Consider the following 26,694-nt stretch of genomic DNA (forward strand, 5'->3'; position numbering starts at 1 on the left):
GATGTCGCTCTACGCCACGATCACCCGCATCACCGACGAGACCTCCACCGTGCGCGTCGACGGCCCCGGCGGCGCCATGCCCCTGGAACAGCGCCTCGAGCACCAGCCGGTGCCGCGCACCAGCCTCACCGAGCTGGGTACCGAGCAGGAGCGGGCCAGCGCCGCCGTGCTGACCGCCGCGGCCGCGCAGCTGCTGGCCGAGCGAGGCTTCACCCTCACCGACGACTGGCAGCGGCTGGGCACCTACGTCCCGACCTACGGCGCCCACGCTGCGGTCGCCGGCCCCGTCCGCCAGGCCCAGAACGCGGGCGCGTGACCGGCGCCGATCCCCGAGCCGGGCAACTGCGACCGGGGACGACCGTGCGCAACCCGCTCGGGCAGCCGCCCTGGGTCCTCGACATTGTCGCTGTTCAGGGCCCGGACGCCGAGCAGATGGTCACCCTCCTCGCGGTGCAGGGCACCGTCCGCGTGGCCGACGACTGGCCGGTGCCGCTCTACACCACCGCGGACGCGGACCTGGAGTCCTGCCTGATGCTGGAGGAGGTGACCCGATGGCCGAGCTGACCCAGCGCGACGCCCAGCGGGAATTCGCCGACCTCCAGCACCACGACGACCTGGTCGCCCGGATCTACGCCGACCAGCTCCCGACCGAGGTCCGCGAGCTCGCCCTGGCCCTGGCATGGGTGAACCTGCGCGACCCGGCCCGGCACGCTCCCGACGCCGCGAGCAGCCTCACCCGAGCAGCCCTGCTGCTCGGCCGCGACGAGCTCGGCCGGTGGCGGCACAAGCTGGCCCTCACCGCCGACGCTCCGCGCTACGAACCCGGCCGCGAGCACCAGCTGCGCTCCGGCATGACCTGCCAGGGCCCGCGCGTGCGCCCGTACCGCCCGCGCGGCGCCGTGGCGGCCAGCGTCCCGCAGTCGCCGCCCGGCACGCGCCTGGTGTGCGGCAACCACGCCACGATCGGCGTCGAGGAGCGGGAGCTGGCCACCGGCCACATCGTCGCCCTGCACACCTTCTGCCGCCGCCACCACGACGACGCCGAGCGCGTGCGCCTCCAGCTCGACGCCCGCGGCGAACCACTGGACCCGCCGATCCCCAACACCGGCGGCTGGCTCCCGCGCTACTTCGCCCTCGACCCCCTGCAACGGCTCTACCGGTGGGCCAGGCCGGGCTGGACACCGCCGCCCGCCGGCCTCTGCCGCGACGACTGGCCCGCCAGCGACGTCCGGTTCCTGCCCCGTCGTCGTCGCCTGGCCCTCGTCGTCACCACCACCGACACCACCACCGACACCTCCGCCGTCCCCGCCCGCTGAACAGCAACAACCCGCCACACCGCCCGCTGATCATCGAATTCCATGGGAACCTGAATTCCCTGACTCCGCCGGGCATCCGAGACCACAGCGACCCGACGCCAAGGAGAGCACCGCGATGGACCAGCCCAGCGCCGACGACCTCGCGCGCATGCGCGACGAAACCGTCGGGAACGTCGACTTCGACGTCACCGACGAGCAGCTGCTCCAGGTATGGCTTGACGATCCACACCTGGTTGCCCTGGCCCGGGAATGGGGCTGGGGGGACACCGAGGTCCGGGACCAGCTGTGCGCATACCTGGAAGCGCTCGGCGCGCGACCCCCAGCTCCCAGGCAGCCGGTCACGGTCGGCCTGCGGGTCGACGTCGCGACGTACCCGCATCGCCGGCCCGAGACACAGGATCCCGCGGCCAGTCCGTCCATCGCCGAGCTGACGGACCGGATCGAGCAGGCGATCGTCCGTTCGGAGAAGGTCCGCGCCGCCGGCGGCGCGGTCGTGGTGAGCCTGACGGACCGCCCCCAGGAAGCTCCGCAGCTCGCGGACACCGCGATGGCCCTGCGCGTGGATGTCACGGTGACCGCGTCCCGCTGGTCCGCCGACAACGAGACGCAGCTGCTGTCCGAGCAGGTGCGTGCCCACGTCGCCGACGTACTGGGTGTCGTCGAGCAGGCCGCCGGTGCTGTGACCACCGTGAACGTCGTCAACCTGGTGTACGGCACCGACCGGGAAGAACTTCCCCGATGAGATCATCACCAGCGCTTGCCGTTCCTGCCGGCGCGGACTCCCCTACGCTCCGGATCATGAACTTCGCCGACCTGACCCCGGAACGCCGCCGGGAACACGCCGCGCACCTCGCCAGCGACATCTTCGCCCCCGACGGCCTCACGCGGGTCGAACTCGGCCGCACCGCCACCGTCGCCCTGGCCGATCTGCTGGAGTTGCTGGCCGCGCGGCCAGCCGACGACCCGACTGGCGCGGAAGGCATCCTCAACACCACGGCACAACGCATGGCGGCCCAGCTGCGAGAACAAGCCGCACCGCAGGTCAGTTAGCCGCGACGTCCGCGTCCTCCGCTCATCAGGACGTCGAGGGGCGGCGCATCAAGCGCTGTACGTCTTCCTCGGTGATCTCGTCGCGCCAGATCGGCAGCTCCAGCATCGGCGTCCACACCCCGCTGACCTGGCGGCCGTCGTCGAGCTGCACGAATCCGCGGAACCGCAGCGGCAGCCGCTTGGTGGCCCGGCCGAGCTTGAGCATGCTGGCCCGCAGCCGATCCTGGTCGACCAGCCGCACTTCGGCCTGCTCGTCCCGGCTCAGGATCTCCGACGGCAGCAGGTAGATCGCCATCGCCTCCGCACTGGCTTCACCGAAGTCGAACTCGAGGCCGGCCTGCCGGACCCGGAGCAGGCCGTGGTCGCTGACCTCCACGCCGAGGTAGACGATCGACGGGACGTTCTCGAAGGCGACCCGCCGGTACACATCCAGCGGCATCATCGCCGCTTCGCGGTCACTCCCGCGCCCGGCGAGCAGCTGTACCTTCGCGGTCCGCGCGGACGCGGAGCCAGTCAGCGCGGCGACCGTCTCGCTCAAGGTGGAGACCTGCTGGCGCAACGCGGCCACGACGTCCTCGTCCAGAGCGGTTCCGACCTGCCCGACCTGGATCTCCTTCCACTCCTCCAGCAACTCGATCGGGCAGACGTCGGGGTTGTCGTCGACCATCTTGTGGTGCTTCAGGCATAGCAAAAGCAAGTTCTCGAACTCGTGGACCGGTTGGTAACCGGGTACATGCCGAGGACCCCGCGGCTTCTCCGATCGGATGTGCGCGACCTCGACGGTGACCGTCATGATCCCCTCGTAGCGCTGCACCAGCAGTTCGGGGCAGTTCGGGAACGCGCACCGGTTCGCGCTGCCGAACAACAGCCTCGTGGTCTGGTCCCCCGGCCTGGACTTACCGCTCGCCACGTTCAGCGCGTCACGAACGGCAGCCGTGCCGTCATGGTCGTCTTGGTGATGGCACCGGGCCCGAGGATCGGTGGCAGAGTCGAGGTTGGCCAACGGCTCGAGCAGGGTGATGCGCCGTCCTCGGCATAGGCCGAGGGGGCGACGAAGTCGAGGATGAGCACCCGCCGCGGGATCATCGCAGACGCTGGTTCCTCGCTGGCCGGCTGATCGGTCATCACGGCATCGTAGCTGCGGGCGCCAGGAGCCCCAGGTTGCGCAGCGCCGATTTCAGGTCCGGGTAGCTGTAGTACTCGCCTTCCCCGGCGGCGAACTCGCACTTGGCGACGAAGTCGCTGAACAGCGGCCCACGGGCGACGCCGAGATGAGCGGTCGCGTGCAGCAGCTGCACGGCCAGGCCCGGCATCTCTGCCGCGTCTCGGCACTGGTTGTTGCCGCACCAGACGGTGAGCGCTTCGCCGAGCGTGTCGAGCGAGAGGAACGCCGCGTGTTGCACCAGCAGACGACCCACCTGCTCGCCCGTGCGCCAGCTGCCCGCGGTCCGCAGCATCTCGATCACCTTCGGCAGGAAGAACTCGCACGGCCGGGCGGCGATGACCTGCTGGCGGTGGAAGTCGCCGAGCTGGTCGAAGCGAACCGTCAGGCCGGGCAAGCGGCCGCGGGCGTAGGTGCTGCCCACCAGCGCCAGCCACGACGCGACCTCCGGCGGCAGCGGATCCCACTGGCCCACCGTGACAGGAGCGTTGAGCAGCGCTTGGAACCGCGTCGCCAGCGCCGGATCCACCGAGATCCAGAAGTAGTCGTCGTCGGCCATGCGGACCAGGGCCCGCAGCTGGACCGCGCCGTCGAGAACCTGAAACCGCTCGCGGGCCTCGCCCACGGCGTCGCGAACGGTGTCGCGAGCTACCTCGGAGAAGGCGCGCAACGCGAACGCCATCCGGTCGGCGTGCACGTCCGCCGGCATCCGGCCGTCCGGGTCGAGCTCGAGCATCGCGGCCAACGCGGCGATCTTGATGATGCTCTTGCGGGTGGCGGCCCGGACGCGGTCATGGAACGCGGCGCGGATGTGAGCCGAGGACGAGGCGAACAGCGGGTCGCAGATGAAGTTCTTGAACTCCTCCACCAGCTTGCGGCCCTGCGTGGGCGGGTGGACCAGCAACGTGGCCAGCGCGATGGCCAGGTGGCCGCGGGCGGCCTCGGGCCGAGGGTTGTACACCTCGCCCTCCATTCGCAGCGACGGGTGCGAGCAGAGGTGGCGGTCCTCCCGGATGCGGTCCAGTTCGCGTTTGCCGATGGTGTCGATCAGCTCGAACTCCACGGCCTTGTCGACCAGGGAAGCTTCGATCGCCTGCATGGCGCGCACACCCTCGGGCTTGAGACCCTTCTCCTGCGCGTCGGTGACCTGCCGGCGGAACGCCTGGGCGCCCTTGTCGCCTTCATCGGCCAGGCGGATCAGCTTCACGATGATGTCCGCGCTCACCGCCGACCAGGTCGCGGCGATGCTCGCGCGGATCGCACCGGCGTTGTAGCAGCGCCACGCTTCTTCGGCGAGCGGCCGCACATCCGGGCTCCACACCTGCGCCACCAGCGTTTCCAGATCGGCCGCCACGCTCAACCCCTTCCAGTTCCGCCACGTGCGAGCGGACGTACCACCCTACGAGCCCGCACCGGCAGGCGAAGCGCAAATCCTGCACGACCGTGGCCGCAGGGAGGATGAAGGGGCTCCGGCCCGGCCGGAGCACCCCGCTTCGCACCCGACCACAAGGAGGACACCTCGATGGCCGGCGCCCCGACCGAGGTACATCAGCGCATCGACGCCGAAGTCGCGCGGATGTCCGCCGCGCTGATCGACCTCAGCCGCGACCTGCATGCCCACCCTGAGCTGGCGATGCAGGAAACTCGCGCGGTCCAGCAGCTGACCGCGTTCCTCGCCGACGACTTCGCGGTGACCCAGCCCTACGGCGGGCTGGACACCGCCTTCCGTGCCGACGCCGGCGACGCGGCCCCGGTGATCGCCTTCCTCGCCGAGTACGACGCGCTGCCGGGCACCGGCCACGGCTGCGGACACAACCTGATCGCCGCCGGCGCGGTCGGCGCGGCCACAGCGCTACGCCGCGCAGCGCCCGAGCTGCCGGGCACCGTCGCGTGCATCGGTACGCCCGGCGAGGAAGGCGCCGGCGGGAAGGTGCTCCTGCTCGAGGCCGGAGCGTTCGCCGACGTCGACGCGGCGTTGATGTTCCACCCCTCGGACCGGACGTGGCCGATCCGCCACGCCACCGCCTCGGTGCACCTGACCCTGGAATGGCACGGCGTCGCCGCCCACGCCGCCGGCAGCCCGCAAGACGGCCGATCAGCGCTCGCTGCGGTGATCCAGTTCTTCACCGGCGTCGACGCCCTGCGCCAGTTCGTCCCGGAGACCAGCCGGATGCACGGCATCATCGCCGACGGCGGCCAGGCCGCCAACGTCATCCCCGATTACACCCGCGCCGAGTTCACCGTCCGCGCCGCCACCACGGCCGAGCTCGACGACCTGCGCGAGCGCGTCACCGCCGTCGCCCACGCCGCGGCAGCGGCGACCGGGACCACCGTCACCATCACCACCGGCCTGGTCTACCGCGAGCGCAAGAACAACCACACCATCGCCGACCGCGTCGCTCACCACCTGCGTCGCCAAGGCGTCACCGTCGATCAGCCCGTGCTGCGTGGCGGCACCGGTTCCTCCGACATCGGCAACGTCTCGCTCGCCTTGCCCGCGATCCACCCGTACATGCAGGTCATGGATGCCGGGACTCCGACGCACTCCCGCGCGATGGCCGAGGCCGTCATCCAGCCACGCGCCCACACCGCGATGACGCAGATGGCCACCGCGCTGGCCTGCGCCGGTGCTGACCTGCTCGCCGATCCAGACCTGTTCGCCCAGGTGCGGGACGAGTTCGCCACGCGAGGCCCAGACCTCGCCTCCGGGTGAACACCCACCTGGGACAGCGTTGCGGCCGAAGTCATCCACAGGTTCGACCGCCTACTACTACAGGTAAAGATCTACAGGAAAAGAACTACAGGGGACCGGCCAAAACCGGCCTCTGACCTGCGGCAACGTGCCCGTGGCGTCTTTCGGGTATGCGTCGCTGTCTTGCAAGTATGCGTCGCGACCTGGCGGTTTCGGATCATGGTCGCTTACGAATATGCGTGGACAACCTCGACGGCGGACGGTCCTCTGTGGACAACCTGTCCGTGGGCTTCCAAGTATGCGTGGACAACCGTCGCCACCGTCCCCGGCAGGGTGAATCCCGCTCCCCGTCATCATGCCGAGGCGGCCGACGCGGACCCAGCGTGCGCTTCTGGATATGCGCGCGCCGGTGCCTGAGCCGCACGGGATGCGCGTCCCGCCCGCTCTGAATAGCGCATTTGGGATAAAACGGCTCGGATGCGTCGCTTGCAGATATGCGTCCGGGGGCGAGACGTCGTCGGCCATGACCAGGTGTCGCTGCGGTGCCTCGGTGGTTGGGCTCGAGCGACCACGTCCGCTGGCGTCGGAAGGCATCCTGAGCAGCAGGATTGCAGATATGCGTCGACAGCGTCGTGCTCTTCCGCCGGCGATGGCCTTCCAGATATGCGCCGCCGCGTCGTGGGCTGGGGTGGGAGCAACGACCTCCTTTTCGGGGCGACCGCCCTGGAGTTCGCCCTGTTCAGAGCGTGAGCGCTTGCAGATATGCGTTCGATCGCCCCCGGCGACGCGCCGTGCGAGACCCAGGTCTGCGGGCGTTGGACGTCCGACTCATAGGCTGTCCCGGTGGCGCGCAGCAAAACCACCGACCTGGAACGGGCGCGAGAAGCTGCTGCCATCTGGGAGGCCAACCAACAAGGCCACCAGGACATCGGGTACCTGCCGCGGGTCATGGCGCAGGTGTCGTTGCCCTACAACCGGCCCAAGCCCGGGACGCTGGTGTGGAGCCGACGCAACGGCGACACCGAACTCCTGCTGACCCCGCGCATCGTCACCGACGGCCCGAACGGCAAGGCCGGAACGCCGATGTTCCCCTTCGGCTCCTACCCACGGCTCCTCGTCGCCTGGCTGGCCACCCAGGCCGTGCGCACGAACGGGGCGGTGATTCCCCTCGGCGACACCGCGAAGGGGTTCCTGTCCGAACTCGGCATCGGCAACACCGGCGGCTCCAGCGGCCCGGCCGGCCGGTTCCGCGAGCAAGCGTTGAACCTGCTCGAGTCGTCGTTCACGATCAACGTCACCCGGGCCGGGCACGACGAGGGGCACCGGTTCCTGGTGGCCTCGCATTGGGACCTGTACTGGGGAAAACCCGGCCCGGACGGCCAGATCGCGATGATGCCCTCGACCATCGTGCTCTCGGACGAGTTCTACCGGTACGTTCGCGCGAGCCCGGTACCCGTCGACTGGGCCATCATGCGATGGCTCGGCGCGGCGATGGCGATGGACCTCTACGTGTGGCTGACCTACCGGTTCAGCTACCTGCAAGAACCGTCGCTGGTGCCGTGGCTGGCCTTGCGCGCCCAGCTTGGCAGCGACTACGCCGACGACGTGAAGGGCATGGCGAACTTCCGCAAGGCGGTCGTCGCCGCCATGGCCTCGGTACGCGCGATCTACCCGGAGGCCAGCGTCAGGGTCACCAAGGACGGCCTGCTCCTCACACCGAGCCGCACATCGGTCCCGCTCCGCGGCCTGCGCGCCATCACGGCCGGGGCGTAGGCCCGGCGCATATCTGAAAGCCGGCCAGCTCCCAGGGCTGCGGCCTGGATCAGCTTCCGGCCGCCTGAGTCGGAATCGGCGTCGGAGACGGGCTGAGGCAGGTGCGGTCCCGGCCGCCTTCCTTGGCCTCGTAGAGCGCGGTGTCGGCTCGCCGCAGCAGATCGTCGATGTCCTCGACGTCGGGCGCGGGAAACAGCGTGGCGCCAATCGACACCGTCAGACCGGTGAGCTCGAGCGGGCCCTGGCCGTCCTCGCCGGGGATCTCCACGACCACCGAGTGGATACGGCGCCGGATGCGTTCGGCGACCGCGAGCAGGTTGCGCGGCGAGCTGACGTCGGGGATCACGATCGCGAGCTCGTCACCGCCGAAACGGCCGCAAATGTCCTGTTCACGGGTTTCCTCGCGTAGTGCGTCGCCAACCGCGGCGAGGACCTGGTCGCCGACGAGGTGTCCGCCGCGCTTGTCGTTGATGGTCTTGAAGTGGTCCAGGTCAACCAGCATCACGCCCAGCGTGCCGTCGCGGTCCTGAGCGCGGGCGAGCGCCTGTTCGGCGAGCTCGCGCCACCAGCCGGCGGTCGCCAGCCCGGTCTTCGTGTCGGTGCGCGCCTTGTGCTGGAACTGGTGCAGCAACAGGCTGCGGTGCATGGCGACCAGGGCGACGACAACGCCGGCCAGCACGACCGGGTGACCGACGACCAGGGTGGCCGCCACCACGCCGAGGCCCATCGTGCCGGCCTCGGACAGGTGCTCGGCGAAGTTGCGGAACAGGTCGCGGATGTCGGCTTTCGCGTTACTGATCAGGATCGCGGCCATCACCATCGACGCGTTGACCAGCCAGCGCAGCGCGGCGGCCGCGGCGACCACGACGAGGTCGATCAGCCCGGCCGGCACCGCGGCGTCCGGAACGCCGGGGTAGTGGTGCATCCCGAGCGCGAGGACCGCGACGGCGGCCTGGGTGCCGCACACGACGGTCGCGCCGCTGAACGCCCAGCGGTAGAGCGGGACCGGGCGCTCGTGCGGCCAGATCCGCCACCACGCCACCGCGTAGGTCAGCACGACCATCGCCGACGCCATCACCGGCGGCAGCACCAGCACCGCGGCGAAGCTCCACACGCTCTTGGTGTCCAGGTACGGCGCGGTGCTCCCACGCCAGTACTCGCGTTGGCGTTCGATGCGGCGGGTGAACTCGATGTAGACCACGGCGCACAGGGCCAGCACGCCGAAGCGCAGCAGGTCCAGGCGGGTGACCGGCATCAGGAAGGCCGTCGAAGTGGCCGCCGCGACGGCGACGCCGTAGACGGCCAGGACGTAGGTGCGCACGTGCGACGGGACCTGCCACAGGGCCAGGCCCGTGACCCATCTGTATGGTCTTCCGATCCGCCCCTGCACTAGTCCCCACCTGCATAAAGAGCGCAGCGTGTCTGCACCCCCAGGCCACCGTAACCGAATCTGTACGCGGCGTCCCCGCTGCGACCAGGGACGATGGTCTACGCCGCCGGGAATGCACCCGGATAGCCCAACGGACAAGCTCTTCCTGCCGGAGGAGGTGCCCGCCATGCGCGACGTGAACTGGTGACCCCAGCCCCGACGCGGCCGACCAGGCCCTGACGTCGGTTCCGCTGCCCCACACCGCTGAACAGCCCCGTCTGGGCTGGATGACGCCTGTCGAGGAGGTGCCCTGCCATGCGCAAGGACGTGAACTGGTGACCCCGGCCGACCAGGTCGGTCGGTCCGACAGCTCAGGTCAACCCGTCGTCGGCCGTGAACAGGCCGCACGGCATCCCTCGAGGAGGTGAACCTCATGCGCGACGTGAACTGGACGACCAAGTAGGACAGGGGCAGCTCCCCTGCATGCCCAATCTGTCCTTCGAGAGCATTCACTGCCCGAGGTCGTCGGCCTCGTTCCGCGCCGGGAGTGACGGCGCGGACGAGGCCGCACGTCTCCACGCCGCCGCGGCCGCGGCGGCCATGAGCACGCCGGCGGCCGCGGCGGCGGCGATCACCAGCGAGGGCGGCAGCAGCTGGGCCAGCAGCCCGGCCAGCACGATGGCCACACCCTGCGCTGCCCGCAGGGCGGCCATCGCCAGCCCGACCGCGCGCCCGCGCATCTCCGCCGGCGCGGTCGACACGTAGGTGGATTGGATGATGATGTTGTGCGCCGAGCACGCGCCCGATACCGCCCACAGCACGACGCTGACCAGAACTCCCGGGCCCCAGCCGGTCGGCAGCAGCACCAGGCTGGTCGCCACCGCCAACGGGCCGAGCAGCCGCAGCCGGCGATCCGGAGCCAGCCGCTTCAACAGCAGCATGCCGGCCACCATCCCCAGCGGGTTGGCCGCGAGCAGCCATCCGACCGCGGCGGAGCCGACGCCCAGCTGCGCGGCGTAGGGCACGGCCAGGCCCTCCGGCACGACGTACCAGCCCGAGCAGCATGCCAACGTCAGCAACGACCGCAGTCGGGGGTCCCTGGCCACCACCCGCCAGCCGGCCCGGATCTTCGCCCACTGCCCCTCGCCGGCCGCGTGCTCGCGCGGCGGCGCGTGCGCGGTCAGCCCGAGCCGGATCACCGCGGCGGAGACGGCGAACGTAGCCGCGTCGACCCACAACGCCCCGGACGTCCCCAGCCCGGCGACCACCGCGGCGCCACCGCCGAACCCCAGCACGAGCCCAGCCTGGTAGGTCATCGACAGCACGCCGATCCCGACGGCGAGCTCGTCGCCGGTCAGGATGTCCGGCAGCACTGCCTGCCGCGCGCTCGAGAACGGCACGGCCAGCAACTGCACGACGGCGAGCAGCGCGACCTGCACCAGCAGCGGCACACCCGGCACCGCCATGAGCGCGACCATGACGCCGCGCCCGAGATCGGCGCAGACCATCACGGTCCGGCGCGGGAAGTGGTCGGCCAGCCCGCCCAGCGCCGCGCCGCCGACGAGATCGGGCAAGTACGTCAGCGCGTAGGTGAGCGCGGCCAGGCCCGACGACCGGGTCCTGTCGTACACGAGCACCGTGAGCGCGACCCGAGCCAGCTGGTCCCCGGCCACCGACAGCACGTGCGCGACCCACAACCGGCGGAACTGCGCCACCGCGAACACACTCCGGTAGCCCGCCGCCTCGGTCGTCATGGGCCCCAGAGTGTCGCCGACGTGGCACGCAGAGCAAGCACTCACGAAGCCGGCTGCCCCGCCCAGGTAGCCGTCCGCCCCGAGCCGCCCGCACCACGGGAGTAACCCGGAACTGACCAAGAACAGCACGATCACCCTAAAAGACACGTGTCCTTTAGACTGATTGGATGCGAGGGAAGGCCAGTTTCGACCGCGAAGCGATGAAGCGCATCCGCGAGGCGGTACCGCGGCACGACCGCGAGCGCCCTGGGCTTTCGCTCGACGAGCTCGCCGCCCGCGTCGGCACCACCCGGCGCCAGCTCATCAAGTACGAGCAGGGCGCCGCGACTCCGGAGCCGGCGCGCATCGCGCAGCTGGCCGCCGCGCTCGGGTGCGAGATCCGGGACCTGACCCTCGGCGAGACCGCCGCGGCCGACCTCGCCGCTCTTCGCCGCGGCGCCGGGCTCACCCAGCGGGCAGCCGTGACGCGCCTGCGACCGCTGCTGACCCGCCCGCCGCTGCGCGTCTCGAGCTGGTTGCTCGCCGAAACCGAAGCCGGACGCCTTCCGACGACCTGGAGCTCGCCGGAAAGCCGAGCCCGCATCGCGGCCGCCCTGGCCACCGCCTACGACCAGCCCGCCGACCGGATCGAAGCCGTACTGCCAGCCGCACCAGCGGCCGCCGCGGTGCCGACGACAGTCGAGCCGCAGGTGGTCGTCGCCTACCCGCTGGTCAAGAGCGCCGTGGACACCTGGTACGCCCGGTGCCCGTCCTGTCAGCTGGTGGCCTCGCCGACCTCGGTCTCCTACCGGATGCACCCCGACCGCAGTGTGGACTGGACCGTGCCGGCCACCCTGCGCTGCTCCCAGTGCGGCACCGAGCACCAGGTGACGCCGTTCGACCTGCTGCCGCACGACAGCGAGATCACCTGCCCGCGAGCCACCTGCGGCAAGATCACCCAGGTGCCGGCCGAAGCGGTCGAGGTCGTCTGCGAGCACTGCGGCCTGTGCCCCCCGGGCCCCGCTGCGCTCGTCGATCCGCAGCTGGACAACACCGCCAAGCACGTCCGGTACGGCCACACGTTGAAGATGCAGGCCGCGGTCCAGGGCGCGAAGGCGAACAACCCGTTGCTCGGCGGATCCGCCACGTTCCTGCTCGACCCCGGCGACCTGTAGATCGGGATGCCGCGACCCGTGAGCGGCCGGCTCACCGCCGCTTCGGCAGGTTCTCCCGGTAGTAGCGCCGGGCGGCCGTCTCGTCCGGGCTGACCCAGTGGCGCTCGCCGACGTCGGCGTCCTCGCCGTGGTACCACCAGCCGATAACCACGTCCCATAGGACGCGAGTGGTGCCGTCGGCCAGGGTGATGTCGTGGCGGACGAGCGCGGCGGTTTCGCCGCTGCTGAACCCACCTTCCTCGGCCTCCTCGACCGTCGACGACAGATGCGCGGTCGCGGTGAGCAGGGGCTGCCAGCTCGCCTGGTCGCGAATCTCCGGGTTGCCGGCCACGACCACGAGCCCGATCACCTCCTCGGCGGCTGCGGGCAGCGAGGTCGGCCGGTCGCGGACACGGCCGCGCGGCTCGCACCAGTACCCGATCGAGAGAGCGCCGTCCGACCACACCTGCCAGCCCCGTCCGCCGTCCATGGCCATGGCCGTGGCTGCGTGGACCACGGTGACGTCGGGGGTGTGTTCCCAGTGTTCCCAGGTCTGCGGGTCGCGGGCGATGTGACGGCGGGCTTCGTCCGGATCGTCGGTGACCTGCACGCGCGGTCCCACCCTGCACCGGCGCAGGACGAAGCGGCCCGAGGTGTCGGGCAACTGCGGCGGCACGGCCGCCAGAGCCTGCTCCACGGTGTCGAAGCCGGCCTCGCGCAGACGCTCGGCGTGGTCGTGGCTGATGCCGGCGTCGGCCAGCCGCGCCGCCTCGGCGGCCGGCCAGCGCCGTCCCGTCGGCCACTCCCACCTCGCTTCGGCCCACTGCTGCGGGGTGCGGGCAAGGTAGGCGCGCGCGTCCTCGGCGTTTGTGATCGACACCGCGGTTCGGTGGCCGTTGACGTCGTGCAGCTCGGCTCCGGCGCGCACGAGGATCTGCGCGGCCTCGCGCGGGATGCCCGCGCGGGTCCATTCCTCGAGGGAGCCGTACTCGGCACGCAGATCGGCGACCAGCCTGCGGCGCTCCTCGGTCAGCGGATGGCGGTTAGCGATGTGGCCAGGCACGTTGTTGACCGAGAAGTCATCGCCGTCCGCGCCGTTGTGTGCGACCGTCCACACCCAGCCGCCCGGCTCATCGAGGTACAGCTCGTCGGCGTACAGCGGCCGGTCGTCCTGCTGGCGCAGCGGCACCTGCGGCAGCGACCGAACCGCGTCGAGTTCCGGTGTCCCGGACGGCGGCCGCTGCGCGTCGTCGAGCTGGCCGAACCGCCACGCCAGCAGGCGCGTGCACCGCGCGCGCAGTTCCTTGCGCACGGCGAGGCGGGTCTCGGCCGCCAGGACCGGCGCGGCCTCCGCGTCGGTAGCGGCCCGCACGAGCGCCGAGTAGTAGTGGCCCTGCTCGTCGCCGACACCGAAACTCATGCCCTCGTCGGCGAAGTACCGCTGGCGGGCAGTCACCACCGTGACCACGCCGGAGACCTGACTTCGTCCGCCGCTCTCGGAGAGCAGCACGCCGCCGGGGACGCCGTCCGGTCCGGGAGCCTGCTCGCTGGTCCACCACTGCTCGCGCTGCGCCGTGCCGGGAACGAACGGCTCCTGGCCGTAGCCCTCTCCGCCGCCGATCTCCCACGTCGGCGCATCGTCAGGGTTGTGCGGGTTCGGCGGGCAGTCACCGGCGTGTTCGACTTCCCAGGCCGCATCCGCAGCGTCCTTCACGGCGACGCCCTCGTGTGCGGGCACGTTCTGGCCGCAGCGGCGGCACGAACCGGCGTACCGGTTGACGATGCGGGGCATCAGGCAGCTCCTTCCCTTGGGGGGTAAGCGAAAGCGCGCAGGAAGCAGTGCGCCCTTGAAGGCGTTGAAATCCTCACGGCCGGAGCGGCCGTGCTGCGCGGCTGAAGCGCGAACCCTGCTGAGGCGGGGAAGTACTGCTCATCCCCGCCGGGGCGGGGACGACGTCACGCGCATTCGACAACAACGCGGCATGACGGGACCACTCTAGAACTCACCACCGACATTTTCGCGAGACGGTCCACGTAGAACGTGCCTTTTAGTCTGAAGTCGCAGGTCGATCGTGTTCCGGCGGTGCAGGCCGAGCGGGCACACGGGAGTCGAGTGCCCACCAGCCGCCGGCAGTGCGTTCGTTCGCTCCCCACACCTCGGCGAAGTGGTACGGGTACCCGGCCAGCCCGACCCCGAGGTCGGCCGCCACCCCGAGCGCGACGAAGGGGTCGGAACACCAGCACACCGTTTCCCAGGACGCGTCCGCGGCACCGGTGTGTACGCGCAGCTCGTGCAGCGGCCACCTGCCGCGGTCGTCGGGGGCCCCGAGCGGCATCGCGGCCGGCGGTGCCGAGGGTGGCCAGTCCCGCGCGTCGGAGGCAGGAGCGTACGAACGCTGCGGTCGAGTGCGGCGGGGTTCGGGGACGCAGGTCAGCACAACCTCGCGACCGCCGGGTCCGGGCCGCTGGACCTGGGCGGCGAGCAGGCGCTCGTCGTCCCAGGCCATCGCAGCCTCGGCGATCCGCGTGGCCCAGTCCTCGGTGGCGCACCAGGCGAGGAGCTTCCAGTGCGGCATCTCGGCCCGGTAGTTCATGCCGAAGCTGTCCGGTCCCCAGTGCCACCGCACGTCGTAGACCAGTTCCGGAGCCGTCGGCTCCAGGGGATGGGCCGGGGCGACCTGCCCGGGATCGTCGACCGCCCAGCCTGTGTCCAACCACAGCCACTGCCCGTGCGGGCAGGCGACGATCGCGCGGATCCGCCGGGAGGTGGGCGCACCGGTCGACCGGTCGTTGTACCGGATCTCGATCGGCCCCACCTGCTCGGCGCGCCGGACTGCCTCGCCCAGCCAGCCGGTCTGCACCACCAGGAAGCCCCACGAGGTCGGCCGGGCGTAGCCGTAGATCAACCCGCCCTCCGGAACACCGGCACGGTTGGGGTTGCGTGCATCCACCACGTGCACGATCGGCCTGGCCGGGTCCTGCCCGGGATGCTCGTCCGGCCGCGGCGGCGCGGGCTCGGCGCGTCGCCAGCCACCGGATCGGAGCCAGTGCACCAGCCGCTTCACCGCGTCCTCCTGCCGATCAGCGCGGCCATCCAACCTGGCAGCATCGCGATCGGCGCGTCCACCTCGACGGCGTACTCGCGGCCGTCGACGACCGAGCCGGGACCGACCAGGTAGCCGCCGATCCGGAGACCCGGGCCGCGGATGTCGATGCCCGGCCCGAGCCGGGAGCGGCCTCCCGACACCGAGGGAACCATCAGGCCCCGCGGGACCCGCAACAACAGGTGCCGGCCGTTGTTGCCGGTGCGGGTTTCCAGCGTCACGGGCCATTTCATGCCCCAGCGCGCGCACAACGCGGTGAAGACCTCGACGCCGTCGACGCCGGCGTTGGCACCGCCGTCGGTGTGCCGGTCAAGGTCGATACCCACGATGTTCGAGGCGCGGCAGGCGATGCCGATGTTCGATCCGGCCGGCCAGGTCGCGCGAACCTGCTCGAGGTCGCGGACGACCGTGTGCTGCCAGCCCTTCGGGGCCGCCTTGCCGCCGGGCGGCAGCGGGAAGACCGCCAGGCCGCGCTCGATGAGCGCTGCCGGGTCGGGCGTGGCCAGGCTTGTCTGGACGTCGTTCATTCGCCGCACTCGCAGCCGTACGGGCTGGTGACGTCGCCGCCGCAGTCGGGACAGGCGTTCAACTCGTCCCGCTCGTCGTCGCCCATGTACTCCTCGTGCCGCCACCCGCTGCACCGGCCGTTGTTGCAGCCGCACCCCGGGACGCACTCAGGACACACCATGCCGACGGTCCAGCCGCACGTCTCGCACAGCAGCTTGTTGGCGGGATCGTCGTAGACCGCCTCGGCCTCGTCGAAGGACAGCTCGCCGTCGTCCATCAGCTCGCGGATGGCCAGCACGTCGGTCCGGGCCGTCTGGTAGGGCAGTTCCTGCTCGCTGGAGCGCTTGCGCGCGGCGCGCGTCAGGGCCCTGGAATCACGTGGCATGACTGTCGCTTCCCCGGTGAAGTACGCCCACGCCGTCCTCACCGCAGGCAGAAATCAAGCCACGACAAGGGAAAGTGCACTGCGCTGAGTCTGCGACGTCTTCATCCGTGGGGACGCTCACCCCAGCGTGGGCGGGGGAACTCGGACGGGCCGGCGCGCGGCCGAGGAGAACCATACCGGTCGGCACCGACAGTTTCCAGCGGTACACGCTGAGCCACCTCCCTGAGCCGCAAGCTTTCCAACTTGTTGCAAAGTTAGCCGCCTTCGGGTTAGCTTTGCAACAAGTTAGAAAGCTTGTGTGGAGGTTGGTGTGTTGCAGATTCAGCTCGGCCAGGAGCGGCCCGCCGCGGCAGACGACTGGCTGGGACGCTCGCGCGTCGGCAGCTGGCCGGGGATGTCCGAACGGGAAGCCTGGGAAGCCGGCCGAGGCGTGTGGGTGCTCAAGACCGACCGGGCCCTCCAGCAGAACGAGGTGCAGATCGTCGACGTGGCCGGGATGGTCCTGGCCGTCGCGAGGATCACCGGCATCACCAAGTGCGGCGGGCGCTACGCCCTGGAAGGCGACCTGCTGCTCGGCGACGCCCGCGTCGGGCAGCCCACCACCACCCCGCACCCGTCCCGAAACTCCGTGGCCTACTTCGACGATCCGGCCGGCACCGCGGAGAGGTCGCACAGGAGCACGGCTCATCCCGAGGAAGGACTCCGATGACGCGTCGTGAGGAATACGAGTACAAGCCCGCGCACAACCCGCGGACCGCACGCGATCTTGTCCGCGCCCTGGGCGTGCCCGACACCGTGCCACTGAACGTTCCCGACGACCGCCTCGTCGTCATCGACACGCTGGACCAGCCCGGCGGCGCCCTCAACGGCGAGCAGATCGTGATCGGCATCGACACCGCCGCCGAAGCCAACCTCACCGGCCGCATCGGTGAACGGGCCACCGTGCTGTACCTCGAAGGCGACTTCCCCGCCGGCACCTACGAGCGGGACACCGACGACTAACGCGTCACGCAGAACGACGTCAACCACGTGCCCTGGCGACCGGTATCGTCATCGGCTAGTCAGGACGCGCACGCTGGAGCCGCATTCGCCCCGCCCACGCCGGGAGGCGATGTTGTCGGCCAATGGTCCCCCGGGGCCCGCGGTGAGTTCGGCCTACGCGGACATCGTCGAGGCCGGTGGCGTGGGGACCGAGCCGGAACGGACGATCATGCCCAAGAACAGCAGCGCCAGCCTGCGCACCAAGGTGCGCGACTACGCCGCCCAGCACGGACTCAGCTACGTCGCAGCCCACGCCAAGCTCACCGGCACCGCGGACGCGACCCCCGCCGCTGACTCCGCCGCGGGTGAGGACCACGACCTCTACCGCATCGCCGACAGCGAGAACTTCGGCTGGCTCACCTGCGGTGACGGCAACTTCCGCGGCTACGACCCGACGGCATCCTGCCCGCGACCGCTCACCGACGAACAGCTGGCGGAGCTGGCCGAACAGCCCGGCTACCCGACCCTGAGCATCGAGCAGGTCGCGGCCATCGTCGAACTCCTGCCCCTGGGACTGCGGTGGGTCTCCACCGCGCAGGCCCTGGCCGACCGGCTGGGCGACGACGCGATCACCGCCGAACGGGTAGAGCTGATCATCGACAGGATCGAGAACACCACTACCGACCGCCACGGATACCAGCAAAAGAGGTTCGACCTCGGCCGCCGGCTGCTGGAAGCACGCCCGCTGGCGGAAATCGACAAGCACTTCGGCCCGTGGCGGCCGGTTCTGCCGATGACCGACGAAGACGAGGTCGACCTGCGCGCCGCGTTCGACCTGGCCGGCCGCAAGTTGATCGGCAGCGTCGCCTCGGCGCTGGAACAGCTGCACCACGAGGCTCGTGAGCGGTTCGGCCCGTGGGACAGCGACGTCACCAAGACCGCCAACTACGCCCAGCGATCCCTGACCGCCGGACGACCCGGCTCCTGGGAAGCCGAGCTGATCATGCCGATCGTCTGGTTCGGCAACGAGCTGAATCTGTACCCGAACAAGCAGAGCCTGTCGGTGGAACAACGCCGCCAGAGCGGACCCAGCCCCCGCCGGGTACACAAGGAGGCCCGCGACCAGATCGCCGCGGTGCTGCGCCGCTGGACCGCCAGCCCCGACCGCTACACCGAGGTCGCCGAGACCCTGGCCGGCTTCATCTCCTCCTACGCCGACGAGAAGTACGGCGCGGAGGGCTGGAAGAAGATCGCCGACCAGTGGCTCCAGCCCGGCGGCATGGCTGTGGAGAACTTCTCCGCCTGCTACCGCCTGCTCTACACGAGGTCCGCGCACTTCGACACCGCTCTCATCTGACCCCGCACAGCAGCCTCCTCGTCCCGGCTCCGGTCCCCCCGCGCGGGCACACTGGAGCTGGGACGAGGGCCAGCGACCCTGCGGCGACGTCGCCAACCCGGCCATCACCGCGGTCATGGCCGCGCCGATCGGCAGCTGCACACCGAGATGAGCCGCCTGGTCGAGCAATGATCGTCCGTTGATCCCCTGGTCAGCGAGCTCGTGGAACCGCGTCTTGCCAACGAGCTCGGCGTAGCGGCGCAGCAGCCGGCCGTCGTCGATGAGCGCGTGCAGTACCGCCTCGACGACCGCGGCGATCACCTGCGCGCGTAACCGCACCCGCGTTCGGGCCACCCGATACGCCACGGCGCGGGTGCCGGCCAGGCTCAGCGCGTACGTGACCACGTGCCGCAGCAGCGCCCGCCGCCCGGCCGCGTTGCGCTCCTGCTTGCGCTGCGCGTCGCAGTCGCGCTGGACGAGGTAGTCGCCGCTGTAGTGACCGGCGAGGCCGCCCAGCCAGCTCGGCAGCAGGACGACCGCCCGATCTGTCGAAGTGCTCATGATCCACAAACTCGCGCCGGGGAGCTGATCAAACCTCGTCACGAGGCGGGATCTCGCCGATCACCCCTCATCGGATGATCACCAGTGCCGCAGCTGCGCCACGTCAACGCACTGGGCAATACGTCCACACCAGTTGACATCACCACCCCTTGCAGGGTTACCGTCTGCCTGTACGTCAACTCATATGGACGTCTAGTTGGCGGAATCGTCGGGGAGGAGGCGAGTGGCTATGAGCACGCCGAGCGTGGACCACCGCAAGGTCCGCTACGACCTGCTCTGCGGGCACTCGTACACGGTGCCGGCCGAGGTCGAGGAACAAGACGAGGGTGGCCCCCAGTCGCCCTACGGCTGGTGCGGATCATGCTCCGCCTGGCAGCTGGTCACCGGCAAGGTGCCCGACGAAGTTTCCTCCAGCGTCCCGGACGAGATCCCCGGCGAGTCCCAGGACGAGGACGCCGCTGACTCGGCGCGGGAGGGAGACTGACCATGTCACTGCTGGATCACCGCAGCTCAGCAGAAGCATCCGCCGACTCCGGCGACCCGGAGGCACGACGCCAAGTGCACTTCGTCGGATCGCTGCCGCCCGCGGTGGCGCCAACCGACCGGGCAGGCATGCAATGGCTGCTCGACCACGCCGGCGCCATGCGGCTGACCACGCTGCCCTGCGACCGCGACTCGCGCTGGATCATCGACTGGCTGGAGAGCCTGCGCGATCGCGGCCCGTTCGAACTCGTACTGGACGGCGACTCCTCCGGCTACACCCGGATGCCGGCCTACCGGCTGCGCCCCGGCGACACCCTCGCACCCGGCGACGTCGGCCCGCGCCGCGCCCGGGAGGTCTCGGCCGCGATCGCCGCCCGCCGCCAGCTCAGTGCCGCGGACTTGCCGCCGTACCAGGTCTCGATGCCCGCGCCGCTGGACCTGAGCCTGTTCGCCTTCGGCGTGCCCGCCGCGACGATGCGTCTGCTGCCCGCGGCCGCCGCGCTGCGCGCGATCCGCAGCGCGCTCGCACACCTGCCGACGTTCACCGCCGCGATCGTGGCCGAGGTCGACCAGATCCGGCAGCTCGCCGACCGGTGGAGCGAGGACATCGTCATCCAGCTGGAAAGCCCCGCGGTCATGGTCGCCTACGACCGGGCGCCCCGCGCGGCGTGGCCCCTGGTGACCCGGATGCTGACCCGCCAGCTCGCCGGCGTCATCACCGCCCTGCCCCCGCAGACCCTGCTCGTCCTGCATGGCTGGTGCCGCGGCGACCTCGAGCACAAACCGATCTCCGGCATGCGGGACCTGGCACCGCTGGTCGCCTTTACCAACGCCCTCGCCGTCCGGCTGGACCGCGCGGGCTACCCGATGCCGCCGCTGCACATCGCCTTGTGCGACGGCGAGACCGCGCCGTCGACCAGGCCGTCCGACTACGAGGTCCTGCGCCGCCTGCGCGCCGATGTCCAGCTGTACGCGGGTCTGGTGGACGAGCACCACCCGCACGCCTCCGCCCGCGCCCTCGAACTCGTCGAGCAGGCCCTCGGCCGGCCCGTCGACGCGGTCGCCGCCGCCTGCGGCCTGGGCCGTCGCACCCCCGAGGAGGCCGAAGCCAACATCGCGCTGGCCTGGCAGCTCTCCGTCGCGCCCGTCCCGACCACGCCGTAACCACCACGACCACCACATCCACCACACGCCGCGGCCCGCGCCGGACCGCGTCCATCTGCTTCCGGGGGAACCACCGTGAGCCACACCCTGCGCCTGGCCGAACACCCCACCCCGCCGGGCGTCCCGCGCCCCGACGACCGGCAACCGCCCGCGTTGCCCGTGGCGACCTGGTCGTCCACCATCGCGTCCGCGCCCCGCGACCAGGCGCTGCCCGACCGCCCGCTGCCCGTCCGCCTCCGGCCACGCACGCCCATCCCGGTCCACCGCGTGCCCGGCGGCGAAGCGTTCGCCGTGCTCCCGGTGCAGGCCCATCCCGGCATGCCCACCTGGCTGCCGGTCGTCGACGAGCGACACGGCTGGGCACAAGTGCTGCTGCCGGTCCGCCCGGACGGCGCCGTCGGCTGGCTGCACCTGGACGACCGTGTCGAGACGGTCGATCACCCGACCCACATCACGGTCGACACCGCAGCGCGCTCGGTCACCCTGCACCACGGCCGCAACATGGTGACCTGGCCCGCCGGAGTCGGACGCCCCACCAGCCCGACCCCACGTGGTCGCACCTTCGTCCTCGGCGAGATTCGGCCCGACCGCGGCCTGGTCGATCGCGCTGTGCTGCTGGCCAGCCACATGAGCACCCACCTGGCTTGGGGTGCCCGGATGGCCGCGGTCGGGCTGCACACCTGGCCGGGCGCGGCCCAGGGACTGTCCTCCACCGACGGATCGGTGGTTGTGCCGCCCGACGCCGTCCCGGTGCTGGCCGTGTGCGCTACCCCCGGCACCGCCGTGCTCATCCGGTAGCGCCCGTGATCTCCATGATCACCGCGCCCACGCGACGCGGCCTGGCAACGGCAGCCCACCGGATCCCGCCGCTGACCGGCCCCATTCTGGCCACCTTCTGCGTGGGCACGAGCGGGCACGCCGTCGCCGGGCTCCTGCCCTCCCTCATCGCCGAACTGCACACCTCCGGCGTGGTCGCGGCCCAGCTGGCCACCGTGTTCGCCGCCATCTGCGGACTGGCCGGCCCCCTGCTCGCCGTCGCCACCGGCCGTTGGGAACGGCGTCAACTCCTGGCCGTCTGCCTGCTCACCCTCAGCGCCGGAGACCTCCTCGTGGCCGCCGCGCCGACCTACACGCTCCTGGTCGCAGGCCGGGTGCTGACCGCTCTGGGCGCGGCGCTGACCACCGCCACCGCGGTGGGCCTGGCCGCCCGCACGGCCGCACCCACCCAGAGCTCCCCCGCGATCGCCCGCACCTTGACCGGGCTGACCCTGTCGCTGCTGCTCGGGGTTCCCGGCGCCGCCGCGGTCGCCAGCGTCGCCGGGTTCCGGATCGCCATGGCACTGATCGCCGCGCTGTGCGCCGGCGCGGCGGTCGTCGTCGCGGCCACCGCCCCGACCGCCGCCGCCCCGCCCGAGCAGGGCCTGCGTGAGCGGCTGGCCGCCGCCGCGAGGCCCGGCGTCGCCGGCGTCCTGGGCGGCGGCATCCTCACCTGGACCAGCACCGGCGCGGTCTACCCCTACCTCGCGCTGCTGCTGGGAACTCACCGCGGCAGCGGCGTGCCGATCGGCGTCTACCTGGCCGCCTACGGCCTCGGCGCGGTCGCCGGAACCCTCGCCGCCGGTCACCTGATCGATCGGTTCGGCCCCCGTGCCGTCCTGCTCGGTGGCAGCGGCAGCGCGGCCGCGGCGCTGTTCCTGCTCGACCCCGCCACCGCCAATCCCGTCACCACGCTGCTCGTCGTTGCCGCGTGGGGAGCGGCGGCGTGGTCGGCGGCCCCGCCGCTGAACGCATGGCTGTCCGACCTCGGCGACAACCGGACCGCGCCGCTGTTGCTGTCCCTCGGCGGCGGCATCGTCTACCTCGGCATGGGCATCGGCGGTGTCCTCGGCGGCGCCCTCACCGACCACGCCGGCCCCACCTGGCTGCCCATGGCCGCCGCGGCCCTGGCACTCGCCGGCTGCCTGCCGCTCAGCGCCGCCCGTACCAGCCCGGCCATCCGGTCCCACTGAATCGGGACCCATCCCGCGTCGCCAACACCGCACAGGTCAAGGCGCTGAACAGCAGAACTGCGTAGCCAGCACGAACTCCCGCTGTTCTGGACCAGAAGCGACGGGCGCCTCGATCCACTCTCCCTATCTCCTCCTGCCACGCCCGCGGTCCGGCGGGACGTCGCGCACGCTGCGCCGCCGCCGGTCGGGCGTCAAGCCCGCGGGAACAGCACCCGCGAGCTTGACCCCCTTCCCGCCGCCGGCGCCGACCGAGCGCGTCCCGCCGAACCGCGGGGCGCGGCAGCACAAACCCGCCTGCACCTTCGGTGAACAGGGACTTCGGGGCTGCCGCAGGACGACCAGCAGCCGAGGAGAAAACCGCCCATGGGCGCAGAAGCCTTCACCACCTACTCCGAAGGCGCCGACGTCGACACCGCATTCCGCGCGGCCGTCGAGCAGGCCCAGTACGACTACGGCCACGGCGGCTACACCGGCAGCGTCGCCGAGAAGGACGAGTACATCGTCATCGACGGCCCGCCGCTCTCGGAAAACGACGCCGAGGCCCTGGCGGACAAGCTGATCCGCGACAACGACGAGCGCATCTGCGACAAGTGGGGCCCCGCCGGGGCCATCCCGGTGTGCGGCGGATCCCGCGACACACCCAGCGCGCCGATCCGCGCCACCGCACAACGGCTGGACAAGCCCGCCGAGATCGAAGCCGCCCACGACGACCCCGCCGCCGACGGGAACAGCTCCGTCACCGCGAGCCCCGAGGTGACCGGCTGGCTGTTCTTCGGCTGGGCCAGCTGCTGACCGCAACGCCGCCGGAGCCGCCCCGCAAGGCCCTCGACACCGCTGGTGGTGCCGCGTGATCGCGGCACCACCGAATCCGATTCCCCCTGTCCCACAAGGAGTTCCGCATGTCCACAGCAACCCTGGAGCTGCGCGCCGTCGTCGCCTTCGTTCTCGAGCACGCCAAGGAAAACGACCTCCACGCCATCACCAAGGCGATGAAGTCGCGCCGCGGAGTGCTGCGCGAGAAGACCGCGGCCGAGGTGACCGAGCAGGCGAAGGTCACCCTGGTGGATCTCTCGCCGCGGTACCTCAACGGCCTGACCGGCGTCGTCAAGACGATCACCAGCGGCGGCCGGGGTCAGCGGCGCGCCACCGTCACCCTCGACATGGGGTCGACGAACACGCTGGCGTTCTCCTCGGAGAAGTTCGGCCACCTGGCTGGCCGCGACAGCTACGACCTGCCCGGCGTGCCGCTGAGCTCCTGCAAGGTCACCCACTCCTGATCTGGCGTCCACCGCCCCTCTTCCACCCAGGCGAAGGCCCGGCCCCGGTTCCCCACGAACCGGCGCCGGGCCTTCGTGCTGTCCAGGGCCCTTCACCCAGCGGCCCGACGTTTCCTGAACACCGGAGGACCACCCGTGCCCACCATCATCGAATCCCGCATCCGCTGGCCGCACACCGGAATCGAAGCCCCGTACGCGTTCCACATCAACGGGTTCAACGAGTTGGAGACCGGCCGCGGCGTCGCCTACAGCGCCGAACTCGTGCACCCAGAACTCGGTGTCGTCGGCCGCATCGCCAACGAAGGCTGCGGCGGCCCCACGACCTTCTACCCCTACGACCACACCAGGTTCGGCGACCGCCAGCTCGAGCAGTTCCTCCAGCGCAGCCTCCAGGACGGCGAGCCGATGGACACCGGCTTCATGGGCATGGAGACCGTGCTCGACGAGATCATCAACGAGTCCGAGACCGCGCAGCTGGTCGCCGAGATGCGCACCAAGGGCCAGTTCCTCGTCCGCGCCTACCTCTCCCGCGAGGCCGCCAGCTGGGGGCCGTACCGCGGCGCGCCGCTGATGTGGAGCCGGATCATCGCCCGCCGCGCCGACCGCGAGCGGCTGGCGGCCAAGCTCACCGCCGACGCCCGCGGTCTCGACGAGGGCGCCTCCTGGCAGATGTTCAACGGCGAGGAGTGGGTGCCCCTGACCGGGACCTCCCTGCTTACACCGCAGCAGGTCGCCGACCGGCTGCGCCAGGTCGACCGGCTCGCCGCCGAGCTCGACTCGCCCGACATCCGCAACATCGACGTGCCGTTCAGCGACGACCTGAACCTGTTCGGCACGCCCACCGCCAGCTTCACCCTCGTCGGCGACCACGTCGGCGCGGTCGAGAGCACCAGGTGGTGCACCTGCCGCCGCCGGCAGAAGGTCGTGGCCTTCGAGCGGTGGAACCGCGGCTCCATCGAGGAGTCCGGCACCGTGCACGCGGCCACCCGCTGCCGCCGCCTCGTCCGCCTCGACTAACTCCGCCGCTGCGACTCCGGCCCGCCGCGGCCACCCGCACCGCGCCTGAAGGCCCGGCCCCGGTTCTCCGCGAACCGGCGCCGGGCCTTCGCGCTGTCCAGGGCCCTTGCCACGCCCCGCACGGACCGACCAGCCGTGCCCGGCGCCCCGAAACCGAGCACGAGAGGCCACCCGACCATGAGCACGTCCACGATCAGCCCCAGCCCACCGGCGCAGTCCACCGGCCCGCCGGATCCGCTGCGGCCGCTGCGCGACCCGCTCGGCGACCGCGTTCCCGAACCGGCCGCGCGACAGGCCGTCCACCAGGCTCAGGCCGCGCTCGGCCTGCTCCGCCCGCCTACCCCGATGCCAACGGCGAAGCCGCTGGCATCGGTGCGGGGCGAGCCTCCGCCGCGGGTGGTGCTGGGGTTCGGGCTCGGCTGCGACTCCTCGGCGATTCTCGCCCGCTGGCTCAATGACCCCACCAGCCGCGACTTCGAGCTGCACGAGCTCGCGGTGATCACCGGCATGACCGGGCAGGAGTGGCCGGCCACCCGCCGCCTGGTCGAGCAGCACCTGCTGCCGCTGATGGCGGCCAACGGCGTGCGTTACCTCCAAGTCGCCCGCCGGGGCCCACGCCAAGCCGACGGCGTCGACATCCTGTCCGACACCCGCAGCCCCGACCGGCTGCACCTGGTCGGCGCCTGGACCCTGGCGCACGAACTGTTCGACGGCGCCCTCGTCCCGCAGACCACCGGCGATCGCCTGTGCAGCCAGCACTTCAAGGCGTGGCCGCTGGACACGGTCATCGGCGAACTCACCCAGGGCCGGCCCTACCGGCACGTCATGGGCTACGAGCTCGGCGAGGCCCGCCGCGCCGAACGCGACGCGCGCTACAACACCGCGCTGCGCACCGGCGAGTACCCGCTGCGCGAATGGGACGGCGGCTGGGACCGCGCCCGCGCCCAAGCGTTCCTGCGCGCGACGTTCGGCGTCGAGTCCTGGGCCAAGTCCGCCTGCACCTACTGCCCGTTCGCGCTGGCGACCAAGGCCGGCCAGGCCGAGACCGTGGCCCGGTTCGTCGACGAGCCGGACGCCGGCGTGCTCGCCCTGGTGATGGAGTGGGTCGCCACCGCCCTGAACGCCACGCAGGGCCTGATCAAGGGGCAGCGGCTGCTGTCGCTGCTGCGGGCCTCCGCCGGCACCGCCGCGGTCCTCACCGCGTTCGAACGGCAGCTGGCCGCGCTGCCGTGGGCGGTCTACGACGTGCGCCGCACGCTCTCGCCGCGCACCGACGGCAAGGCCAACCACGCCCGCTCGGTCCGCCTGCTCGACATCGGACCGGCTGACCAGATGCACGCCCGGCTCGACCAGCGCGCCCGCTGCGCCGGCGTGCCCGTGACCGTCGGAGACCCGGCGTTCGCCGACGACGCCCATCCCCGCGCCTGGCTGCGCCGCCGCGAACCGCACCGCCTCGCCCAGGGCGCCCCGACCGCCGAGCAGTTCCTCACCGTCGCCCCGGCGACCGCGCTCAGCAAGACCGGCCCGGCGTTCCCGGCTGCCTGGACCGCTGCCTCCCAGCTTCACCTCACCGCCTGAAACCCCCTTCGACCTGCGCAGAAACCTGCGAGAGGAGATGACC

General features: G+C 71.4%; 28 protein-coding genes. 19 read left to right on the forward strand and 9 right to left on the reverse strand.

Annotation, left to right across the window (positions count from 1 at the left end):
- Position 1: 1 nt before the first annotated feature.
- From ACYVLJ_RS40020 to ACYVLJ_RS40040, 5 genes are all read left to right on the forward strand, one after another.
- Positions 2-316: a hypothetical protein gene (locus ACYVLJ_RS40020; protein ID WP_460442583.1), complete on the forward strand. Its 315-nt coding sequence runs from the start codon at positions 2-4 to the stop codon at positions 314-316.
- Between the two features lie 44 nt (positions 317-360).
- A complete protein-coding gene (locus ACYVLJ_RS40025; RefSeq protein WP_460442584.1) occupies positions 361-564 on the forward strand; it encodes a hypothetical protein in 204 nt (67 codons plus the stop codon).
- Complete coding sequence (locus tag ACYVLJ_RS40030; protein ID WP_460442585.1) at positions 552-1,316, forward strand: hypothetical protein; 765 nt, start codon at positions 552-554, stop codon at positions 1,314-1,316. Before ACYVLJ_RS40025 ends, ACYVLJ_RS40030 begins: the two co-directional genes overlap by 13 nt.
- Positions 1,317-1,431: 115 nt before the next feature.
- Positions 1,432-2,058, forward strand: coding sequence for a hypothetical protein (locus tag ACYVLJ_RS40035; RefSeq protein WP_460442586.1), 627 nt, complete (start codon positions 1,432-1,434; stop codon positions 2,056-2,058).
- Between the two features lie 56 nt (positions 2,059-2,114).
- Positions 2,115-2,366, forward strand: coding sequence for a hypothetical protein (locus ACYVLJ_RS40040; protein ID WP_460442587.1), 252 nt, complete (start codon positions 2,115-2,117; stop codon positions 2,364-2,366).
- Between the two features lie 25 nt (positions 2,367-2,391).
- Here the strand turns inward: ACYVLJ_RS40040 and ACYVLJ_RS40045 are convergent, their stop codons facing one another.
- The 3 genes from ACYVLJ_RS40045 to ACYVLJ_RS40055 form a co-directional block, all read right to left on the reverse strand.
- Positions 2,392-3,033 carry a hypothetical protein gene (locus tag ACYVLJ_RS40045; protein WP_460442588.1) on the reverse strand — a complete coding sequence of 214 codons (642 nt, stop codon included), beginning with the start codon at positions 3,031-3,033 and terminating at the stop codon, positions 2,392-2,394.
- 245 nt (positions 3,034-3,278) lie between these two features.
- Positions 3,279-3,491, reverse strand: coding sequence for a hypothetical protein (locus tag ACYVLJ_RS40050; RefSeq protein WP_460442589.1), 213 nt, complete (start codon positions 3,489-3,491; stop codon positions 3,279-3,281).
- Positions 3,491-4,882: a hypothetical protein gene (locus ACYVLJ_RS40055; protein WP_460442590.1), complete on the reverse strand. Its 1,392-nt coding sequence runs from the start codon at positions 4,880-4,882 to the stop codon at positions 3,491-3,493. Before ACYVLJ_RS40055 ends, ACYVLJ_RS40050 begins: the two co-directional genes overlap by 1 nt.
- A 168-nt stretch (positions 4,883-5,050) precedes the next feature.
- Between ACYVLJ_RS40055 and ACYVLJ_RS40060 the strand changes: the two genes are divergently transcribed.
- Positions 5,051-6,241 (forward strand): zinc-binding metallopeptidase family protein, encoded by a 1,191-nt coding sequence (locus ACYVLJ_RS40060; RefSeq protein WP_460442591.1) that lies wholly within the window; start codon positions 5,051-5,053, stop codon positions 6,239-6,241.
- An 822-nt stretch (positions 6,242-7,063) separates the two neighbouring features.
- Positions 7,064-7,993, forward strand: a complete 930-nt coding sequence (locus ACYVLJ_RS40065; protein ID WP_370973665.1) for a replication protein RepA — start codon at positions 7,064-7,066, stop codon at positions 7,991-7,993.
- A gap of 49 nt (positions 7,994-8,042) precedes the next feature.
- Here the strand turns inward: ACYVLJ_RS40065 and ACYVLJ_RS40070 are convergent, their stop codons facing one another.
- Together ACYVLJ_RS40070 and ACYVLJ_RS40075 are read right to left on the reverse strand one after the other, a co-directional pair.
- Positions 8,043-9,314, reverse strand: a complete 1,272-nt coding sequence (locus ACYVLJ_RS40070) for a GGDEF domain-containing protein (RefSeq protein WP_460442592.1) — start codon at positions 9,312-9,314, stop codon at positions 8,043-8,045.
- A gap of 557 nt (positions 9,315-9,871) precedes the next feature.
- Entirely contained in the window at positions 9,872-11,116 is a 1,245-nt protein-coding gene (locus ACYVLJ_RS40075) for an MFS transporter (RefSeq protein WP_460442593.1), read from the reverse strand.
- A gap of 167 nt (positions 11,117-11,283) precedes the next feature.
- Between ACYVLJ_RS40075 and ACYVLJ_RS40080 the strand changes: the two genes are divergently transcribed.
- Positions 11,284-12,270 (forward strand): helix-turn-helix domain-containing protein, encoded by a 987-nt coding sequence (locus ACYVLJ_RS40080; RefSeq protein ID WP_460442594.1) that lies wholly within the window; start codon positions 11,284-11,286, stop codon positions 12,268-12,270.
- A gap of 31 nt (positions 12,271-12,301) precedes the next feature.
- Here ACYVLJ_RS40080 and ACYVLJ_RS40085 read toward each other — a convergent pair whose 3' ends face one another.
- The 4 genes from ACYVLJ_RS40085 to ACYVLJ_RS40100 all read right to left on the reverse strand — a co-directional run bounded on the left by ACYVLJ_RS40085 (position 12,302) and on the right by ACYVLJ_RS40100 (position 16,245).
- Positions 12,302-14,041: a hypothetical protein gene (locus tag ACYVLJ_RS40085; protein ID WP_460442595.1), complete on the reverse strand. Its 1,740-nt coding sequence runs from the start codon at positions 14,039-14,041 to the stop codon at positions 12,302-12,304.
- 256 nt (positions 14,042-14,297) lie between these two features.
- Positions 14,298-15,314, reverse strand: coding sequence for a hypothetical protein (locus ACYVLJ_RS40090; protein WP_460442596.1), 1,017 nt, complete (start codon positions 15,312-15,314; stop codon positions 14,298-14,300).
- Positions 15,311-15,880 carry a bifunctional DNA primase/polymerase gene (locus ACYVLJ_RS40095; protein ID WP_460442597.1) on the reverse strand — a complete coding sequence of 190 codons (570 nt, stop codon included), beginning with the start codon at positions 15,878-15,880 and terminating at the stop codon, positions 15,311-15,313. The genes ACYVLJ_RS40090 and ACYVLJ_RS40095 overlap by 4 nt, the downstream gene beginning before the upstream one ends.
- On the reverse strand, positions 15,877-16,245 hold the full coding sequence (locus tag ACYVLJ_RS40100; protein WP_460442598.1) for a hypothetical protein: 369 nt from the start codon (positions 16,243-16,245) through the stop codon (positions 15,877-15,879). The genes ACYVLJ_RS40095 and ACYVLJ_RS40100 overlap by 4 nt, the downstream gene beginning before the upstream one ends.
- Before the next feature lie 310 nt (positions 16,246-16,555).
- Between ACYVLJ_RS40100 and ACYVLJ_RS40105 the strand changes: the two genes are divergently transcribed.
- From ACYVLJ_RS40105 to ACYVLJ_RS40155, 11 genes are all read left to right on the forward strand, one after another.
- Positions 16,556-16,954 (forward strand): hypothetical protein, encoded by a 399-nt coding sequence (locus ACYVLJ_RS40105; RefSeq protein WP_460442599.1) that lies wholly within the window; start codon positions 16,556-16,558, stop codon positions 16,952-16,954.
- Positions 16,951-17,247 carry a hypothetical protein gene (locus tag ACYVLJ_RS40110; protein ID WP_460442600.1) on the forward strand — a complete coding sequence of 99 codons (297 nt, stop codon included), beginning with the start codon at positions 16,951-16,953 and terminating at the stop codon, positions 17,245-17,247. The genes ACYVLJ_RS40105 and ACYVLJ_RS40110 overlap by 4 nt, the downstream gene beginning before the upstream one ends.
- A gap of 142 nt (positions 17,248-17,389) precedes the next feature.
- Positions 17,390-18,583 (forward strand): hypothetical protein, encoded by a 1,194-nt coding sequence (locus tag ACYVLJ_RS40115; RefSeq protein WP_460442601.1) that lies wholly within the window; start codon positions 17,390-17,392, stop codon positions 18,581-18,583.
- Positions 18,584-19,352: 769 nt separating this feature from the next.
- Complete coding sequence (locus ACYVLJ_RS40120) at positions 19,353-19,607, forward strand: hypothetical protein (RefSeq protein WP_460442602.1); 255 nt, start codon at positions 19,353-19,355, stop codon at positions 19,605-19,607.
- Positions 19,608-19,609: 2 nt separating this feature from the next.
- Positions 19,610-20,770 (forward strand): hypothetical protein, encoded by a 1,161-nt coding sequence (locus tag ACYVLJ_RS40125; RefSeq protein ID WP_460442603.1) that lies wholly within the window; start codon positions 19,610-19,612, stop codon positions 20,768-20,770.
- A 75-nt stretch (positions 20,771-20,845) separates the two neighbouring features.
- Positions 20,846-21,568, forward strand: coding sequence for a L,D-transpeptidase family protein (locus ACYVLJ_RS40130; RefSeq protein ID WP_460442604.1), 723 nt, complete (start codon positions 20,846-20,848; stop codon positions 21,566-21,568).
- A 14-nt stretch (positions 21,569-21,582) separates the two neighbouring features.
- Positions 21,583-22,779, forward strand: a complete 1,197-nt coding sequence (locus ACYVLJ_RS40135; protein WP_460442714.1) for an MFS transporter — start codon at positions 21,583-21,585, stop codon at positions 22,777-22,779.
- Positions 22,780-23,142: 363 nt separating this feature from the next.
- Positions 23,143-23,571, forward strand: a complete 429-nt coding sequence (locus ACYVLJ_RS40140; RefSeq protein ID WP_460442605.1) for a hypothetical protein — start codon at positions 23,143-23,145, stop codon at positions 23,569-23,571.
- Between the two features lie 107 nt (positions 23,572-23,678).
- Complete coding sequence (locus ACYVLJ_RS40145) at positions 23,679-24,056, forward strand: hypothetical protein (protein ID WP_460442606.1); 378 nt, start codon at positions 23,679-23,681, stop codon at positions 24,054-24,056.
- A gap of 135 nt (positions 24,057-24,191) precedes the next feature.
- Positions 24,192-25,073 (forward strand): hypothetical protein, encoded by an 882-nt coding sequence (locus tag ACYVLJ_RS40150; protein WP_460442607.1) that lies wholly within the window; start codon positions 24,192-24,194, stop codon positions 25,071-25,073.
- A gap of 177 nt (positions 25,074-25,250) precedes the next feature.
- Positions 25,251-26,651: a hypothetical protein gene (locus ACYVLJ_RS40155; RefSeq protein WP_460442608.1), complete on the forward strand. Its 1,401-nt coding sequence runs from the start codon at positions 25,251-25,253 to the stop codon at positions 26,649-26,651.
- Positions 26,652-26,694 lie beyond the last annotated feature (43 nt).

This window comes from Amycolatopsis stemonae (assembly GCF_054781455.1).